An 18,309-nucleotide genomic window follows, 5' to 3' on the forward strand; every position below is an offset into this window, starting at 1 on the left:
AAGATGTCGAGAGTAACATTACATATGGTATCAAGTTTAGATGGTTTTATAGCCAAAAGAGATGGTGATGTTCAATGGATGCATTCAAAAGATACTTACCTAAAAGGCAAAGTCCTTTCCAATGATTTTATTGAAGAGTTTTTAAAATCAATTGATTGTTATGTCATGGGCTCAAAGACATATGAGGACACATTAAAATTAGGTTGGCCTTATGGAGAAAAACCAGTTTTTGTAATTACGAATAGACATTTAAAGTCAGAAAGAAATAATATTGAATTTTATTCGGGGGATTTACAAACCTTAATTAAAGATAAACTAAGTATAAAGCATCAAAATATTTGGGTTGCAGGAGGCTCAAAGCTTACAAAATCATTCATTAAAGCTGATTTGGTCGATGAGATAGTCATGACAATTGTACCAATTATTTTGGGTGATGGTGTTTTGTTTTTCGATTATGTAAATACAGAAAAGCATTTACATCTTAAGGACGTGACTTCATTTTCAGACGGAATGGTTGAAATAACATATGAAATAAAGAAATGAAAGAATTTCAAAATAAAAACTATTGGGCATTAATACTTGGCGGCAGTTCTGGCTTAGGTTTAGCGACGGCAAAAAAACTAGCCAAACATGGTATTAACATCTGTATTGTTCATCGTAACTCTCGAATGCAAGAAGATGAAATTCAAGCTGAATTTGAAACCATAAAACAAGAAGGTATAGAATTCAAATCCTTTAATACCGACGCTTTTAAACCTGAAAAGATTGAAGTTATTATTGATACCCTAAAAACTGAATTCGGAACAAAACACAAAATAAGAACTCTAGTTCATAGCGTTGCCAAAGGAAATCTAAAACCTATGGTTTCGGATGAAAACCCAGTTTTAAAGCATGATGATTTTGCATTAACTATTAATGCGATGGGTATTAGTTTATACGATTGGACAAAAGCGCTTTTTGAGGCTGATTTATTCGCGGAGGACTCAAGAATTATAAGTTTTACAAGTGAAGGGAATAGTAAAGCATGGCAAAATTATGCCGCAGTTTCGGCAGCTAAAGTCACACTTGAGGCGATTACACGAAATATAGCTTTAGAGTTTGCGCCATTTGGAATTAAAGCCAATTGCATACAAGCAGGTGTGACGGATACATTATCGTTACGTATGATTCCTGGAAGTGAAAAAATTATCGAACACAGCTTAGAGCGAAACCCAAATAAACGATTAACATTACCAGAATATGTGGCAGATGCTGTTTATTTATTAAGTAAAGATGAAGCCGCTTGGATTACAGGAACGATTATCCCTGTGGATGGCGGAGAACACTTAAGTTAGAATGACTGTATCAAAAATCATAACACTATTACCTTACCAAAAACCATTTTTGTTTGTGGATGGTATTAATACTATTTCTGAAGAAGGCATAACAGGACATTACACATTCCAAAAGAACGAAACCTTCTACGAAGGGCACTTTAAAAACAACCCAATAACGCCTGGCGTAATTCTCACAGAATGTATGGCGCAAATAGGTTTGGTGTGTTTGGGTATTTATTTATTAAAAGACGAGTTGAATTCAGAGAATCTACCAAAAATCGCATTAACGGCACACCAAATGGATTTTTATTTACCTGTTTTTCCAGAAGAAAAAGTGACGGTGATTTCAGAAAAAAAAGTGTTTCGATTTAACAAATTAAAGTGCAAAGTAAAAATGTTCAATGAAAAAGGCGAATTGGTAGCAAAAGGGCTAATTTCAGGAATGATGAAAGCATGAAAAAAAGAGTTGTCATAACAGGATTAGGCGTAGTTGCACCAAACGGTGTTGGTGTTTCAGACTTTACGGAATCTTTAAAACAAGGCAAGTCTGGCATTATGTTTCATCAAGAATTAAAGGACTTAAACTTCTCTTGCCAAATAGGAGGAATTCCAAATATTTCAGACGACTTAAAGTCTAAATATTTCACCGATTTACAATTACGAGGTTTTAATAGTTCTGGCATTTTATACGGTTGTATTGCAGGCATTGATGCATGGAAAGATGCAGGTTTCGATACGAATCCAGATAGTAAATTAGATTACCAGACAGGACTTATTTTCGGAACAGGCACATCTGGTGTTGAGAAATTTCGTGAAGCGATTTATAAACTAGATGAAGGTAATGTAAGACGATTAGGAAGCACCGTTGTTTTACAAACCATGGCAAGTGGTGTAAGTGCATATTTAAGCGGGATGTTAGGTTTAGGAAATCAAGTCACAACAAATTCTTCGGCTTGCACAACAGGAACAGAAGCGATTTTAATGGGCTTTGAGCGCATCCAAAACGGAAATGCGAAGCGCATGTTAGTTGGTAGTTGTAGTGACCACGGACCTTATGTTTGGGGAGGATTTGATGCTATGCGTGTCATGACCTACAAGCACAATGATTCGCCAAAGCAAGGCTCTCGACCAATGAGTGCAACAGCTTCTGGATTTGTACCCGGAAGTGGTGCTGGTGCATTGGTTTTAGAATCACTCGACAGTGCTTTAGAACGTGGCGCAAAAATTTATGCTGAGGTTTTAGGAGGCGAAATCAATTCTGGAGGCCAACGGCAAGGCGGAACATTAACTGCGCCAAACGCTGAAGCTGTTCAACGTTGTATCAAAAAGGCAATTGAAAATTCAGGCATAAATGCAAGTGAGATTGAAGTTATTAATGGACATCTCACAGCAACTTCTAAAGATGCTTTAGAAATCGAAAATTGGTCGAAGGCACTAAACAGAGACGGAAAAGATTTTCCATATTTAAACGCTACTAAATCCATGGTTGGACACTGTTTAGCAGCAGCTGGCGCTATTGAGAGTGTGGCGAGTGTTATTCAACTAAATGAGCAGTTTGTTTCTCCAAATATTAATTGCGAAGACTTACACCCAGAAATAGAGAAACTTGTTGCGTCAGAACACATTCCGACAGAAAAAATAGATTTAAACTTTAATACCATTGCAAAAGCAAGTTTTGGCTTTGGTGATGTCAATGCCTGTGTGATTTTTAAGAAATATCAAGAGTAATTGACCATCTTCGACAAGCTCAGATTGACTGTTAGGACTTTTTTGCCATACTGAGCTTGTCGAAGTATTATTTAAGCGATATATAGCGTAACTTTACATTATAAAACTACATGATGACTAACCAAGAATTAATTGCCAAATTAAAAGCGATTGTATCACCTTATATACAAGATGAAGAGGCATTCAAAAACCTTTCTGAAGACACAGATTTTGTAAAAGATTTGAAGATTAACTCCGCCAATTTGGTAGATATCATTCTAGATATTGAAGACGAATTTGATATCCGATTAGAAAATGAAGACATGGAAAAAATGCTCGATGTAAAATCTGCTATGGCTATTGTAAACACAAAGTTAGCTGGCTAATGGTTGGTAATGATATTGTAGATATCGCCCAAGCTAAAAAAGACTCTAACTGGCAACGACCTCGTTTTTTAGATAAAATTTTCACGATTAATGAGCAGTATTTGATTCATAATTCAAAGGATAAAACTGAAATGGTTTGGCGCTTATGGAGTATGAAAGAAGCTGCGTATAAATTATGCATTCAGTTAAACCCGAATCGATTTTATGCACCAAGACAGTTTAAATGTTTTATTGAAAATGATGCAGGTGTAGTAAAATTTAAAAACTTTAGTTGCTATACAGAAACTAAAACCACATCAGATTACATAATCTCTGAAGCCTCCCTAAAACCATCAAAATTGAGCTCTGAAATCGTTAAATTCAATTCTCTGAGGATAAACAATCAAAGTGAAATTTTGAGGAGGAAACTGATTTTATCTGCTTCAAAACTACATCATATTATAGAAGGCAAGCTAGAGTTAAAAAAGGACGATTATGGGATTCCTGCTTTAGTGGTTAATGATAATAAAATGCACATAAGCTTAACTCATCATGGTAATTTTGGTGCTTTTGCAATAGCTTAAAAATGAAAAAATTAAGAAAAATCATAGCGACGATTATCAAATTCAGAATAGTAATTATAACTGTTTTGGTAGTAGCTATGGGGTTTTCTGGATATCAAACACTTAACAAATTAAGCGTTGATAACTCGTTGAGTATTTGGTTTTTGGAAGATGACCCAAGTTACAGAGCATATATCGATTACCAAGAGCGTTTTGGTTCTGACGAGATTTTTGTTGGGATGATTCCTGTTGAAAACGCTCTTGAAGCATCGAATATAATCCAGCTTAAAAAATTACATGCCGCACTAGATTCGCTTTGGTATGTCAAAACATCATTTAGTTTAGCTGAGGCAAAGTATCCTATTTACGCAAACAACAATTTACTTTTTGATGATTTATATACATCCAAACGCAGTGAAAAAGGGCTAAAGAATTTATTCAAAAAATTACCAAATATTACACAGCAGTTAGTTACTGAAGATTATAAAAACTTGTTTTTCTACATTCAATTAAACCCAACACCAACCATAGAAGAAAAACGTGATGTTATTGCGGGAGATATCAGAGTCGTTATTGAAAATTATTATGACGACTACTACCTAACAGGTGCGCCTGTGCTTAACGAGGCCTATAGCAAAGGTATTTATAAGGAGAGTCTAGTCTTTGGTATTTTAACCGTTTTGGTGATTACCATAATGTTGTTATTTCTATTACCGAGTAAACGGTATTTAATAGTGTCTTTGTTATGTGTTGCTGTACCAATTTCAATTTTATTTGGAATTATAACTTCGTTTGGTTTTGCATTAAATATGATTTCGATGCTAATTCCAACCATCTTGATGGTGTATAGTGTTAGTGATGCGGTTCATATTATCAATATCTACCATAAAGAAGGTATAGACAACGAAAATCTTTCAAAATTAGACCTTCTGACACTTGCGGTGCGTAAAAGTATCACGCCTTGTTTTTATACGACCTTAACTACGTTTGTTGGGTATTTTGCTTTGTACTTATCGCCATTACCTGCATTTAAAAACATGGGTGTTTTTACTTGCATTGGTTTAGTTATGGCCTTTGTGTTAGTGTATATTATTACCATTATAGGTTTCAGTTTTATGGATTTAAATTTTAAGACAGCTAAACCTATTTTGAGTTTAGAACGTTATAGTCAAACCAAAACAATTAATTGGCTTAATACGTTTACTTCTCGTTATAAGAATAGTATTATTGTGGTGTCATCGTTGATACTAATTTTTGGCTTGTATTCGATTTTTAAAGTGCAAATTGACACGAATTCACTTGACTTGCTTGCCGAAGGAAAAGCCAAAGAAGACTTGCGTTATGTTGAGAGTAAACTAAACAGCAGTTCTCGATTGCAGCTTAATATTACTGCCAAGAAAGGAACCATGTTAGAGCGAGAGGCCATCGTTCAATTAGAAAAACTGCAAAACGTGTTGAATGAAAACGCCCTGCTTTCAGCACCAGTATCTGTAGTAAACATCAAACAGTTTTTAGAAAAACGCTCACCAGTTTTATTTCAATCCAATATTTCTAAAGAAGCAATCAATTCAACTTTGACGGATATTGGCTCAAATAGTAGTGAGTTTTTTAAGCTTTATTCCGAAGACTTCAAAACCGCAGGCATTACACTTGGGGTTAAAGAGATAAAAACATCGGAGTTAGAAACGGTATTGGGAGATATAAAATCGGCTTTTGGAAATAACTTTGATACCAACAAATACAGCTTAAAAATCAACGGATTTTCAGTAGTATTCTCACAGCTTAATGACTTTATTTTACAGACACAATTTAAATCATTTTTCGCCGCATTTTTTGTAGCATTTCTGTGCTTATGGTTTTTTATAAAACGAATCAAAACCACAATTTTGGTGCTTATTCCAAACATTCTACCATTAGCTATTTTGGCCATTTTCATGAGTTTATTAGATATACCTTTGGATGTATCTACAGCTATGATTACACCAATTATGCTAGGAATCGCCATGGACGATACCATTCACTTAGTGCATAAATACCGAAAAAGTAAGCGCGTTCAAGGCACATCAGAAGAACGCATGGACCGCGCCATGCATTACACAGGTAGCGCTTTATTTTCTACCACAATTGCACTCGTCGGAGGCTTCTTAATCATAGCCTCAAGCGCAGTACCTTCTGTTAGAGATTTTGGTTTGCTTTGCGCAGTAACCGTTGCTATTGCTCTAATTACGGACATCTTTTATTTACCGGCTTTATTGAAGAGGTTTGATAGGTAATCAATTGTTGAGTAAAACACACACACAACTTTTAGGGATTATTTCTGAAGTATGCTCAATAAAAATAGATTTTGAGTCATACTCAACTTCAATTAACCAAGAATTGCCATTATAATAGGAGTTTTTTACAATACCTTTTAATTCTGAATTTTCTACTATTTGAAGCTGATGCGAATAGTAAATTTTATCATCAATAACATTAAATTCTTCAAAAAAAGAAGCAATTAAGGGTAGTTTCGGGGTGTTGTATAAGTTTTGTGGCGTGTCTTTAGCAATGATTTTTTTATGATGCAAAACAATCATTTTGTCTGCAAATCCCAAAACATCACTTTTGTCATGAGTAGCAACAATACAAGCAATATTTTTATCTTTTAAGTATTTGAAGACACTTCTACGAAGCGACTGTTTTTTAAAATTATCAATATGACTAAAAGGCTCGTCGAGCAATAAAATTTCAGGTTGTTTAGCCAGTGCACGAGCTAAAGCCACACGTTGTTTTTGACCACCACTGAGGTTTTTGACTTTTGTTTTTGCAAAAGCTTCAAGCTCTACAACTTTGATGAGTTCGTTAGTGCGTTTTTGTTTTTCTTCAGGATAGAAACGTGACAGATATTTACCAATATTTTCTTCGACTGTTATAAAAGGCATCAAATCAAATTCCTGAGTTACATATTTCATAAAATCATAACCAATTACGAGATTGTATTTTGGCCCTAGAATTTGTTGTTCTTTCCAGAAAATTTCGCCTTGAAGTAAATCATACTCACCATAAAGCAATTTTAAAAGCGTGCTTTTTCCTGAACCGCTTTCGCCTATTACAGCTAGATTTTCACCAGAATTAATAGAGAAGGAGATGTTTTCTAAAACGGGAGTTTTATCATAACCAAAATGGATGTTTTTTACTTGAAGCATGCTGCAAAAATACCATAAAAAAAGCCTACTTAATTTTAAGCAGGCTTAATGTATTATTAATTTTTTGTTTTAGTCTTTTAGCTTTTCTTTTGACTTACTTGGTAAATCTTCAAAGCCCATATTAAATAGTGTAAAACCATATACATCTGCGGTTCTTTCGAGTATTTTACTCACAGGTGTTCCTGCACCGTGACCAGCATCAGTTTCTATACGTATTAAAGTAGGATTATCACCTGTTTGTTTGGCTTGTAACTCTGCAGCAAACTTAAAGCTATGAGCAGGGACGACACGGTCGTCATGATCTCCAGTAGTTACTAGTGTTGCAGGATATTCAACACCCTCTTTAACGTTATGTACTGGTGAATACCCTTTTAAATAATCGAACATTTCCTTACTGTCTTCAGCAGTTCCATAATCGTACGCCCAACCTGCACCTGCTGTAAATGTGTGGTAGCGTAACATATCTAAAACGCCAACAGCAGGTAAAGCCACTTTCATTAAATCTGGGCGTTGCGTCATAGTCGCGCCTACCAATAAACCACCGTTAGACCCTCCACTTATTGCTAGATAATCTGATGAGGTATAGTTGTTTTCAATTAAATATTCTCCGGCAGCAATAAAATCGTCAAATACGTTTTGCTTTTTTAGTTGCGTTCCTGCATCATGCCATGCTTTTCCGTATTCGCCACCACCACGAAGATTAGGTACGGCATAAATACCACCTTGTTCCATCCAAACGGCATTTGTAATACTAAAACTAGGCGTTAAACTAATATTGAAACCTCCGTACCCATATAGGATTGTTGGGTTTTTACCATTAAGCTCAAGCCCTTTTTTGTGAGTTATTATCATAGGCACTTTTGTGCCATCTTTTGAGGTATAAAACACTTGCTTACTTTCATAATCCTCAGGGTTGAAATCAATATCAGGTTTACGGAATAATTCTGAAGTACCATCTTTAATATTGTATTTATAGATGCTTCCTGGAGTGACATAATTAGTAAAAGAGTAATAGGATTCTGTATCTTCTTTTTTAGCTCCAAAACCACCGACAGAACCAATACCAGGTAGTTTTACTTCTCTTATCAATTTTCCGTCGTAGTCATATTGTAAAACCTTAGATACGGCATCTACCATATATTCTGCAAAGAAATAACCACCGCCAGTTGATGGACTCAACACGTTTTCTGTCTCAGGAATAAAATCTATCCAATTTTTTGGTGCTGGATTACTAGCGTCAACTGTAACTATACGTTGGTTTGGGGCATCCATATTGGTCATAATGTATAATTTAGAACCTACATTTTCAATAATATTAGAATCAGTATTTGTATGGTCTAAAATGGTAATGAATTCTGAATTTGGCTGCGTCAAATCTTTAATCATTAGTTTATTACCTGATGTAGAAACACGAGGTGTTACAATTAAGTAACGGTCATCTTCAGTAACACCACCATAAATGTAACGGTGCTTTTCTTCTGGAGTACCACCATAAATTAATTGATCATCAGATTGTTTTGTACCTAGCTTGTGATAATATACTTTGTGTTGGTCTGTTTTTGCAGAGAGCTCACTTTTTCCAACAGGCTTATCATAGCTTGAATAGTAAAACCCTTCGTTTTTGTACCAGGACATACCGCTAAATTTGATATCTACAAGCGTGTCCTCAACAATTTTTTTAGATTCCACATCCATGATTAAAATTTTACGCCAATCGCTTCCCCCTTCAGAAATCGAATAAGCCAATATTTTACCATTTTTAGAGAAACTTGTTCCGCCAAGAGAAATGGTGCCATCTTCCTTAAACGTATTTGGGTCTAAAAACACCTCTGCAGTACTTGGGTCCGCATCGTTTTTGTAGCGATATATTACATATTGATTTTGCAGGCCATCATTTTTATAGAAGTATGTGTAATCACCTTCTATAAAAGGAGCACCTACTTTTTCGTAGTTCCATAATTTTGAAAGGCGTTCTTTTAATTCTTCACGGTAAGGAATGCTGTCTAAAAAACTTCCAGTCGTTGCGTTTTGAGTTTTTACCCATGCTTCAGTTTCTGGACTTCTATCATCTTCTAACCAACGATAAGGGTCACTTACATCTTCACCAAAATAGGTGTCAGTATGTTCTACTTTTGCAGTTTCAGGATAATCTACTTTAATGATTTTTTTTGGTTTGGATTCGTTCTTACAAGACATAAAAAATACGAGTGCTACAAGCACATAAGATATGTTTTTCATTATTTCAAGGTGGTTTATTTTCCTAAAATTAATGAAAAAAGCACCTATCGGATGTCGAAAGATGCTTTTTTAAGAATTTTTTAGCTTCGACTACATGGTCAGTGAGCTGAGTCGAACTGCTCAGCTACCGATTTCTAATATCGAGCGATAGTCGAGATATTCTAGGTTATAATTATCTACTAAACTAAACCATTAGCTACTAAATACTCTGCAATTTGTACAGTATTTGTTGCTGCCCCTTTTCTGAGATTATCACTAACAATCCACATATTTAACGAATTGGGCTGTGACATATCACGACGTATACGACCAACAAACACATCATCTTTTCCGTTAGCATACATTGGCATTGGATATGTATTTACGTCGATATTGTCTTGCACAACAACACCATCAGTTTCGCTTAATAATTTACGAACATCAGTGACATCAAAATCATTTTCAAATTCAATATTTACAGATTCGCTATGGCCGCCAGCAGTGGGAATACGAACAGCAGTTGCTGTTACGGCTATGGTTTTATCGTCAAGAATTTTCTGTGTTTCGCGTACCAATTTCATCTCTTCTTTAGTATAACCGGTTTCTTCAAAAACATCGCAATGCGGAATGGCATTTTTTGCTATAGGATATGGATAAGCCATTTCACCTTTTTTGCCAGCGATTTCGTTTTCTAGTTGTTCTACAGCTTTTACCCCAGTACCAGAAACGGATTGATATGTAGAAACAACTACACGTCTCATCTTATATTTTTTATGAAGAGGCGCTAAAGCCATTACCATTTGTATGGTTGAACAGTTTGGATTGGCTATAATTTTATCTTCTTTAGAAAGTTGAGTTGCATTAATTTCTGGTACCACAAGCTTCTTATCTATATCCATGCGCCAGGCTGATGAATTATCAATTACTGTTGTGCCAACCTCTGCAAATTTTGGTGCCCATTCTATAGAAGTACTTCCGCCAGCAGAAAATAAGGCAATATCGGGCTTTTGCTCAATTGCCTCAGGAATACCAATGACTTTAATCAGTTTGTTTTTAAATGGGATTTCTTTACCAACAGATCTTGGTGAGGCTACCAGTAATAATTCGTCCATAGGAAAGTTTCTTTCCTCTAAAACCTTGAGCATAACACTACCAACAAGACCAGTAGCACCAACAATTGCAATCTTCATCTAATAAGAAATTTATGAGGTCAAAATTAGCTATTTCTACAATTGAAACCCTAAATTTTTTCCTAAAAAAGAACCGCTTCACATAATGAAGCGGTTTTGTTAAAAATATGTAATGTAGCGGTAAGCTATATTATTTTTTTAAGGAATCTCTGATTTCAGTTAATAAATCGATTTCAGATGGCCCTGATGGAGCTGGTTCTTCAGCTGGAGCTTTAGTTTTATTGTAAGCTTTTACAATTAAGAACATTACAAATCCAACAATCAATAAATTAACAATTGTATTAATCCAAGCACCATAAGCAATTACTGCACCTCCAGCTTCTTTAGCTGCAGCAAGAGTTGCGTATTCTTTACCATCCATTGCAATATGTAAGTCCTCAAAGTTCATCCCACCAGCAAAATAACCTACAAAAGGCATAGCAATGTTAGAAACAAAACCATTGATAACAGCACCTAAAGCTCCTGCCATAATAACAGCAACTGCAAAATCAATGACATTTCCAGTCATTATAAAATTCTTAAATTCTTTAAGCATAATTAAAGTTGTTTATAGTTAGTATTTATATAGCAATTTAGTTAAAAAATTAACATTTGTAAAAAATTTATTTTTTTGAAAGAAAAGATTATCGATAAAACACGCGCTTTACGCGTTGAGATACAGCGGTAAGTACTTCATAGGATATTGTACCTATGGATTCTGCAAAATTTAAAACCTTATGGTCTTGGTCAAAGATGATAACCTCATCTCCTTCTTTACAATCAATGTTTGTGATATTAACCATAATCATGTCCATACACACATTACCAATGATTGGTGCTTTTTGCCCATTGATAAAAACAAAGCCTTTTTCGTTACCGAATTGTCTTGAAATTCCATCGGCGTGTCCAATAGGAATAGTGGCCGTTTTTTCGAACCCTTTAGAAACATAAGCTCGATTATAACCTACAGTCTCATCCTTCTCAATTAAATGAATCTGGGAGATAATAGATTTTAATTTTGCTATAGGTTTTAAGTTTTGGTCTTCAGTAGCGGAATTTCCAAAACCATAAAGTCCAATCCCGCAGCGTACCATATCAAAATGCGCTTCAGGATAATTAATAACTCCAGAAGTATTACAAAGATGTAACCATGGTCTATAATCCATTTGAGACTCGAAATCAACTGCGATGGTTTTAAAATCTTTGATTTGTCTTAAGGTAAATTCATTTTCATCTTCGCTTGCCGCCAAATGAGAAAATAAAGATTTAGCAATAATTGAAGATGTGTTTTTTAGTTGATTTGCGATATAATCAACATCATTATGCCAAAAGCCTAAGCGGTTTAAACCTGTATTAAATTTTATATGGACAGGATAATCATTTTGCTTTTCTTCTTCGGCAACTCTTATAAACTCTCTTAAGATTTTTGGACTATATACACTTGGCTCAAGGCAACGCTCTATAATAGTTTTAAAGTTTGTAACCTGCGGATGCAAGACTAATATTGGAGTTATAATGCCTGCATCGCGAAGCGCAACACCTTCTCTTGTATAGGCTACCGCAAAATAATCTGCGTTAAGTGTTTCGAGGTGTTTTGCAATTTCTACAGAATCGCTTCCGTAGGCAAATGCTTTTACAACAGCTAGAAATTTAGTTTGGGGCTTGAGTTTAGATCTTAAATAGTTATAGTTATGCGTCAACGCATCTAAGTGAATTTCTAAGATGGTTTCTTGAGCTTTAGGCATCAGAATTTTTGTCTTTTGTAATCAACTCTTCCGCGTCTTTAACTTTCATCTGGCGTACTTTTTCACGAAGCATACATTTATAGTAGGCAGCTCGACTTAGAGGCTCGTATTCGTCAACTTCACCTAATAAAACAAGGTCATCACTTTTTGCTTTTCGATAACTATATTGTGCTAAGTTCCCAGTTTTTGTACATACTGCATGTACTTTAGTGACGTACTCGGCAGTGGCCATTAAATTTGGCATTGGGCCAAACGGATTGCCTTTAAAATCCATATCAAGGCCAGCAACTATAACACGAATACCTTTATTAGCTAAATCGTTACAAACACTTACAATTTCGTCATCAAAAAACTGAGCTTCGTCAATACCTACAACATCGCAACCATCTGCCAAAATAGGAATATTGGCAGCTGCAGGAACAGGTGTTGAACGTATTTCATTAGAGTCATGAGAAATTACTTTTTCCTCATCATAACGCACATCTACAGAAGGCTTAAATATTTCAACTTTTTGTCGCGCAAATTGCGCACGCTTTAATCGACGTATCAATTCTTCTGTTTTACCAGAAAACATAGATCCGCAAATGACTTCAATCCAGCCAAATTGTTCTTTATGATTTACTGTATTTTCGAGAAACATTTTGTAATTTTAGCACTAAATCGTGTCTAATTTTCGTTTGTATAAAGGTGACGCAAATTTATTAAAAAACAAAAGTATTTCAAGATGAAAAAGAAATTAGAATCAGAATTAATTAGCATAGCGCATAGGATTCTAAAATTAACAGGGAAAGAAGATATCAATCGTATGCACGAAGAGGTTGCTGCATTGTATGAAAAACTCACGGTTTTAAAATTTGCGCAAGAAAATTTTGAAGACGATATTCCAACAATTGGCAACGATTCTTCATTTTTTGGGATGTTAGATACGGCATTCAATAATAGGATTAGTGATAATATTGAAATTGAAAACAAGGTCTATGTGGATATGGACGAGCGTGAAAACGAGCGCATCATTGAACCTGTGATGAACAAAATTAAAGACATGGTAGCCTTTATGCCAGAAGAAGATGAGGTTGTTGAAGAAACACCAAAGGCAAGTTCTAATGGACAGCAGACAAAGACAGTAGAGTTTGAAACTATAACTCAAGATTTTGCTAATATTCCCGAGTTTGAACCTATTGAAGATGCTCAAAAACGAGAAGCAGAAAACAAAGTAAAGTCCTTAAATGACAAACTAAAATCAGGTGGATTACAGATTGGTCTTAATGATAAAATTGCGTTTATAAAACATTTGTTCGATGGAAAGAATGAAGATTATGACCGTGTTATATCTCAAATAAATACATCCACAACTTTACAAGAAGCGGAAGACTTTATACATCAATTAGTAAAACCTGATTACAATAACTGGGAAGGAAAAGAGGAATATGAAGAACGTTTTCTTGAGATTGTAGAAGGTAAATTCAACTAAAATATGCTGACCAAAAAAATTATTTACTGGGTGGCCACTGCTGTCCTTTGTGGCATTATGCTTTATTCTGCTCAAATGTATTTCAGAAATACCGAGATGGCAGAAGGTTATTTTGAAGCATTAAATTACCCTACGTATTTCGTAATCCCGCTTGCGGTTTTAAAAGTGCTTGGTGTTATTATGGTTTTATGGCGAAAGAGCCAATGGCTCACTGAATGGGCTTATGCTGGTTTCTTTTTTGACTTAGTGTTAGCTATTGCAGCACATCATTATGCGGGTCATGGCGTTATAGGTTTTTCATTATACGCTTTAATTGCATTGTTTCCATCGTATTTTTTAGGAAAGTATATCCGCGATTAATATGTCTAAACTCTATCTTGTACCTACGCCGATTGGCAATTTAAAAGATATGACGTTTAGAGCTGTTGAGGTACTGAATGACGTTGATTTAATTCTAGCAGAAGACACACGTACTTCGGGAAAACTCTTAAAACACTTTGATATTACTACCCAAATGCAAAGTCACCATATGCATAATGAGCATAAAACGGTCACGCACTTAGTAGAAAAATTAAAATCCGGATTATCAATTGCTATTATTAGTGATGCTGGTACACCAGCCATATCTGACCCTGGATTTTTATTAACCCGCGCTTGTGTAGAAAATAATATTGAGGTTGAATGTTTGCCAGGTGCTACAGCTTTTGTACCAGCTCTAGTCAATAGTGGTTTGCCAAACGATAAATTTGTATTTGAAGGCTTTTTGCCTGTAAAAAAAGGCCGCCAGACACGGTTATTATTGCTTGCAGAAGAAACTAGAACCATGATTTTTTACGAAAGCCCACATAAACTAGTCAAAACTTTAGGGCATTTTACTGAATATTTTGGCGATGAACGACAAGTTTCTGTATCGAGAGAACTTACTAAACTCTATGAGGAAACTGTTCGTGGAACAGCAAAAGAGGTTTTGGAATATTATACCAATAAACCACCAAAGGGTGAAATTGTGATTATCGTTGGCGGAAAGAAATGATGGAAGAGTTACTACATAACATCAGTCAATGTAACATTTGTAAAGCGTATTTACCTCTAGGTCCACGACCAGTAGCAACAGCGCATATCAATTCTAAAATTATAATTATTGGTCAAGCACCAGGTACTAAAGTTCATGAATCTGGTATTCCTTGGGATGACCAAAGCGGTAAAAAATTGAGGCAATGGCTTAATGTTACAGATGCTCAATTTTACAACACTGAAAATTTTGCCATTATTCCTATGGGGTTTTGTTATCCAGGAAAAGGAAAAACAGGAGATTTACCACCTCGACCAGAATGTGCACCACAATGGCATGAGCAGCTATTAGATAAAATGCCCAATGTAGAATTGATTATTTTAATTGGTGCTTATGCTCAGAAATATTACTTAAAAGATAAAGCTAAACGGACTTTAACCGAAACCGTTGGTGAATACAAAAGTTACTTGCCTAAATATTTCCCGATTCCGCATCCCTCACCAACCAATCGATTTTGGCGTGCTAAAAACCCTTGGTTTGAGGAGCTGATTGTGTCAGAGTTGCAGGAGAAGGTTAAAGCTATTTTAAAATAAAACCTCACCATTTCTGGCAAGGTTTAATTTATATCTAATAGCGACTTGTATTAATAGGAATCAAAGTAAGTGGTCTAGAGCCTAATACCTACTTCCATCATGCTTCCCAACCTCAAAACCATGTTTACCTAAGTATTGGTTTCCACTTTCAACAGCACCTTCTTCAATATTGGTTCCCATAGAATCATTCCAACGGTTAAGATATCCAAACAGTGAAATAACGCCAAGCATTTCTACGATTTCGCCTTCATCCCAATGTTTGTATAAACGTTCTTTAATTTCAGCATCAACTGCGTTTGGTACCATTGACGCTTGTAAAGAAAAATCAAGTGCAGCGCGTTCTGCCTCAGAAAAGGCAGGATGTGTACGGTATTCCCAAATGTTATCTAATTGCTCTTGCTCTGCGCCATAACGTTCAGCAGCTCTAATAGCGTGCGCCTGGCAATAACGGCAACCGGTAGAGTTACTACTTACCCAAGCAATCATACGTTTTAAGGCCGAGGTTACACGACCCTCGTTAGCCATAACTGCTTTATTAAGGTTTATAAATGCTTTACTTATTGCGGGTCTGCGCTGCATGGTTAATACAGAATTTGGACAAAACCCAAGAGTTTCGTTAAAGAATTCTGCCAATTCTTTAGTTTCTAAATCGTGTTCCGGAGATAACGGAGTTACTAATGCCATAGTTTTAAAAAGTACTTAAAGTTTGAGATGTCTAAAGTACTTAAAGTACACTTGCGTTGCAAACTAAACTTTAGTACACTTTAATCTTTTTAAACCATTTTAACTTGTTAACTTTAGACACTTATAATTTAGAAACTTTAAACATGGCAGATAAAATCACAACACATTGGAAAGGAGGCTTAACCTTTGAGTCGGATAATCCAAGCGGAAAAACTGTAGTTATGGATACTAATATTGAAGGCCAAGACGAGCGTTTTGGCTTATCGCCCAAAGCCATGATGTTATCGTCATTAGCAGGATGCTCGGCGTTGGATGTGATTTCAATTTTAGAGAAAATGAAATCGCCAATAGACGATTTTAAGATTGAAGTTTCTGGTGAGTTAACCGATGAACACCCAAGGTATTATCATTCGGTAGTTGTAGGTTACCATTTTTATGGCTCAGACTTAGATAAGAAAAAGTGCGAAAAAGCAGTTCAGTTATCTATTGATAAATACTGCGGCGTTATGGAAATGTTTAGGCAGTTTGCTAAAATTGAAACCAACAATCATTTTCATATTGCCACAAAAAGATAGACCTTTTTAGACTATGCGTTGGACTATAAAGCCAAAACCAGATTCTGATAAAGTTAAGGCACTAATGACGTCACTTCAAGTTGATGAAACTGTGGCGACATTATTATTGCAACGCGGCATTGAGACTTATAACGCTGCAAAGACTTTTTTTAGACCAAGTTTTGATGATTTGCACGACCCATTTCTTATGAAAGATATGGACAAAGCTGTTGAACGCATTGAAAAAGCTATAGCGAATGCTGAAAATATTTTGGTGTATGGCGATTATGATGTTGATGGCACAACTTCTGTAGCTTTAATGTTTTCTTACCTAAAAACAAAAACAGAACATGTTGCGACATACATCCCTGACCGTTATGATGAAGGTTATGGGGTGTCTTATAAAGGAATTGATTTTGCTGAAGACAATGACTTCTCGTTAATTATTGCGCTTGATTGTGGCATTAAGGCTATTGATAAAGTAGCTTATGCTAAAGAAAAAGGGATTGATTTTATTATCTGCGACCATCACAGGCCAAGTAATACTATCCCAGATGCTGTTGCGGTCTTAGACCCAAAACGAAGCGATTGCAACTATCCATTTAAAGAACTTTGTGGTTGTGGCGTTGGGTTTAAGTTAATTTGTGCTTTAGCTGAAAAAGATGATCAAACTCCAGAAGATTTAGTCCAATATTTAGATTTAGTTGCCACAGCAATCGGTGCTGATATTGTACCTATCATAGGAGAAAATAGGGCATTAGCTTATTTTGGATTGCAGGTGATTAATAGTAATACAAGACCAGGCATGAAGGCCATTATTGCTGAGGTTAAAAAGGATGAATTAACCATAACAGATGTCGTTTTTATAATTGCACCACGCATTAATGCCGCAGGACGAATGAAACACGGCAATCATGCTGTAACTCTACTCACAGAAACCGATTTTAATCTTGCTGCAGAATATGCAGTTGACATAGACCAGTACAATACAGACCGTCGAGAAACTGATAAACGAATTACTGAAGAAGCTTTAATTCAAATTGAAGATAATAACGAAAAAGACCGTTTTACAACTGTTGTTTATGACGAAAATTGGCACAAAGGTGTGATTGGTATTGTGGCGTCACGATTAACCGAAACCTATTACAGACCTACATTAGTATTTACTAAAAGTGGCGATAAGTTAGCGGCATCTGCACGCTCAGTAAAAGGCTTTGACGTGTATAATGCATTAGAAGCTTGTTCAGAGCATATTGAGCAATTTGGAGGACATAAATACGCAGCAGGTTTAACATTATTGCCTGAAAATTACGAAGCCTTTAAAGCAAAGTTTGAAGCCGTTGTAAAGGAAAGTATTGACCCCAAACTACTAACACCAGAATTAAAAATAGATTCAGAAATTAATCTCAATGAAATAGATAATAAACTTTATAGAATCTTAAGTCAATTTGCACCTTTTGGCCCAGGAAATATGACCCCAGTTTTTATGACACAAGGTATTAGAGATACTGGTTGGGGAAAATGTGTTGGTGAAGATGATAAGCATTTACGATTTACAGCAACGCAAAATGCAAATGAGAAGATAGTATGTATTGGTTTTGGCCTTGGTGATAAATTAGACTTGATAAAAGATAGAAAAACTTTTAACGCAGCTTATACCATTGATGAAAACCATTGGAATGGTAATGTAAGCCTACAGTTGAAATTGAAAGATATTAAAGTATAAAA

20 protein-coding genes are annotated in these 18,309 nt (G+C 35.5%); 13 read left to right on the forward strand and 7 right to left on the reverse strand.

The window, feature by feature from the left end; translation table 11 throughout:
- The first annotated feature begins 3 nt into the window (after positions 1 to 3).
- From Q0770_RS07845 to Q0770_RS07875, 7 genes are all read left to right on the forward strand, one after another.
- A complete protein-coding gene (locus tag Q0770_RS07845) occupies positions 4 to 543 on the forward strand; it encodes a dihydrofolate reductase family protein (RefSeq protein ID WP_299115736.1) in 540 nt (179 codons plus the stop codon).
- Positions 540 to 1,334, forward strand: coding sequence for an enoyl-ACP reductase (locus Q0770_RS07850; RefSeq protein WP_299115738.1), 795 nt, complete (start codon positions 540 to 542; stop codon positions 1,332 to 1,334). Before Q0770_RS07845 ends, Q0770_RS07850 begins: the two co-directional genes overlap by 4 nt.
- A gap of 1 nt (position 1,335) precedes the next feature.
- The gene (locus tag Q0770_RS07855) at positions 1,336 to 1,773 is read left to right on the forward strand and encodes a 3-hydroxyacyl-ACP dehydratase FabZ family protein (protein WP_299115740.1); all 438 of its coding nucleotides are present in this window, start codon (positions 1,336 to 1,338) and stop codon (positions 1,771 to 1,773) included.
- Positions 1,770 to 3,044, forward strand: a complete 1,275-nt coding sequence (locus Q0770_RS07860) for a beta-ketoacyl synthase (protein ID WP_299115742.1) — start codon at positions 1,770 to 1,772, stop codon at positions 3,042 to 3,044. The genes Q0770_RS07855 and Q0770_RS07860 overlap by 4 nt, the downstream gene beginning before the upstream one ends.
- A 113-nt stretch (positions 3,045 to 3,157) precedes the next feature.
- Positions 3,158 to 3,409: an acyl carrier protein gene (locus tag Q0770_RS07865; RefSeq protein WP_299116464.1), complete on the forward strand. Its 252-nt coding sequence runs from the start codon at positions 3,158 to 3,160 to the stop codon at positions 3,407 to 3,409.
- Positions 3,409 to 3,972: a 4'-phosphopantetheinyl transferase superfamily protein gene (locus Q0770_RS07870; RefSeq protein WP_299115744.1), complete on the forward strand. Its 564-nt coding sequence runs from the start codon at positions 3,409 to 3,411 to the stop codon at positions 3,970 to 3,972. Before Q0770_RS07865 ends, Q0770_RS07870 begins: the two co-directional genes overlap by 1 nt.
- 2 nt (positions 3,973 to 3,974) lie before the next feature.
- Positions 3,975 to 6,224, forward strand: coding sequence for an RND family transporter (locus Q0770_RS07875; RefSeq protein WP_299115746.1), 2,250 nt, complete (start codon positions 3,975 to 3,977; stop codon positions 6,222 to 6,224).
- Here Q0770_RS07875 and Q0770_RS07880 read toward each other — a convergent pair whose 3' ends face one another.
- From Q0770_RS07880 to Q0770_RS07905, 6 genes are all read right to left on the reverse strand, one after another.
- Positions 6,225 to 7,136: an ABC transporter ATP-binding protein gene (locus tag Q0770_RS07880; protein WP_299115748.1), complete on the reverse strand. Its 912-nt coding sequence runs from the start codon at positions 7,134 to 7,136 to the stop codon at positions 6,225 to 6,227.
- A 69-nt stretch (positions 7,137 to 7,205) separates the two neighbouring features.
- Entirely contained in the window at positions 7,206 to 9,374 is a 2,169-nt protein-coding gene (locus Q0770_RS07885; protein WP_299115749.1) for a prolyl oligopeptidase family protein, read from the reverse strand.
- A 179-nt stretch (positions 9,375 to 9,553) separates the two neighbouring features.
- Positions 9,554 to 10,543 (reverse strand): aspartate-semialdehyde dehydrogenase, encoded by a 990-nt coding sequence (locus Q0770_RS07890; RefSeq protein ID WP_299115751.1) that lies wholly within the window; start codon positions 10,541 to 10,543, stop codon positions 9,554 to 9,556.
- Positions 10,544 to 10,673: 130 nt separating this feature from the next.
- The gene (mscL, locus tag Q0770_RS07895; protein ID WP_299115753.1) at positions 10,674 to 11,078 is read right to left on the reverse strand and encodes a large conductance mechanosensitive channel protein MscL; all 405 of its coding nucleotides are present in this window, start codon (positions 11,076 to 11,078) and stop codon (positions 10,674 to 10,676) included.
- 88 nt (positions 11,079 to 11,166) lie between these two features.
- Entirely contained in the window at positions 11,167 to 12,267 is a 1,101-nt protein-coding gene (gene alr, locus Q0770_RS07900; RefSeq protein ID WP_299115755.1) for an alanine racemase, read from the reverse strand.
- Positions 12,260 to 12,907 (reverse strand): thymidine kinase, encoded by a 648-nt coding sequence (locus tag Q0770_RS07905; RefSeq protein ID WP_299115757.1) that lies wholly within the window; start codon positions 12,905 to 12,907, stop codon positions 12,260 to 12,262. The genes alr and Q0770_RS07905 overlap by 8 nt, the downstream gene beginning before the upstream one ends.
- Before the next feature lie 84 nt (positions 12,908 to 12,991).
- Here Q0770_RS07905 and Q0770_RS07910 point away from each other — a divergent pair, with 84 nt between their 5' ends.
- The 4 genes from Q0770_RS07910 to Q0770_RS07925 are packed head-to-tail and all read left to right on the forward strand — an operon-like array spanning position 12,992 to position 15,343.
- Entirely contained in the window at positions 12,992 to 13,738 is a 747-nt protein-coding gene (locus Q0770_RS07910) for a hypothetical protein (protein ID WP_299115759.1), read from the forward strand.
- Between the two features lie 3 nt (positions 13,739 to 13,741).
- Positions 13,742 to 14,098: a DoxX family protein gene (locus Q0770_RS07915; protein ID WP_299115761.1), complete on the forward strand. Its 357-nt coding sequence runs from the start codon at positions 13,742 to 13,744 to the stop codon at positions 14,096 to 14,098.
- Between the two features lies 1 nt (position 14,099).
- A complete protein-coding gene (rsmI, locus tag Q0770_RS07920) occupies positions 14,100 to 14,771 on the forward strand; it encodes a 16S rRNA (cytidine(1402)-2'-O)-methyltransferase (protein ID WP_299115763.1) in 672 nt (223 codons plus the stop codon).
- Positions 14,771 to 15,343 carry a uracil-DNA glycosylase family protein gene (locus tag Q0770_RS07925; protein WP_299115765.1) on the forward strand — a complete coding sequence of 191 codons (573 nt, stop codon included), beginning with the start codon at positions 14,771 to 14,773 and terminating at the stop codon, positions 15,341 to 15,343. The genes rsmI and Q0770_RS07925 overlap by 1 nt, the downstream gene beginning before the upstream one ends.
- An 81-nt stretch (positions 15,344 to 15,424) precedes the next feature.
- On the opposite strand, the gene Q0770_RS07930 is transcribed toward Q0770_RS07925, so the two are convergent.
- The gene (locus Q0770_RS07930; RefSeq protein ID WP_299115767.1) at positions 15,425 to 16,027 is read right to left on the reverse strand and encodes a carboxymuconolactone decarboxylase family protein; all 603 of its coding nucleotides are present in this window, start codon (positions 16,025 to 16,027) and stop codon (positions 15,425 to 15,427) included.
- A 143-nt stretch (positions 16,028 to 16,170) separates the two neighbouring features.
- Here Q0770_RS07930 and Q0770_RS07935 point away from each other — a divergent pair, with 143 nt between their 5' ends.
- Positions 16,171 to 16,602, forward strand: coding sequence for an OsmC family protein (locus Q0770_RS07935; RefSeq protein WP_299116466.1), 432 nt, complete (start codon positions 16,171 to 16,173; stop codon positions 16,600 to 16,602).
- 13 nt (positions 16,603 to 16,615) lie between these two features.
- Complete coding sequence (recJ, locus tag Q0770_RS07940) at positions 16,616 to 18,307, forward strand: single-stranded-DNA-specific exonuclease RecJ (RefSeq protein ID WP_299115768.1); 1,692 nt, start codon at positions 16,616 to 16,618, stop codon at positions 18,305 to 18,307.
- Positions 18,308 to 18,309: the final 2 nt, after the last annotated feature.

The organism is uncultured Winogradskyella sp., from assembly GCF_947501905.1.
Classification (GTDB): Bacteria; Bacteroidota; Bacteroidia; order Flavobacteriales; family Flavobacteriaceae; genus Winogradskyella.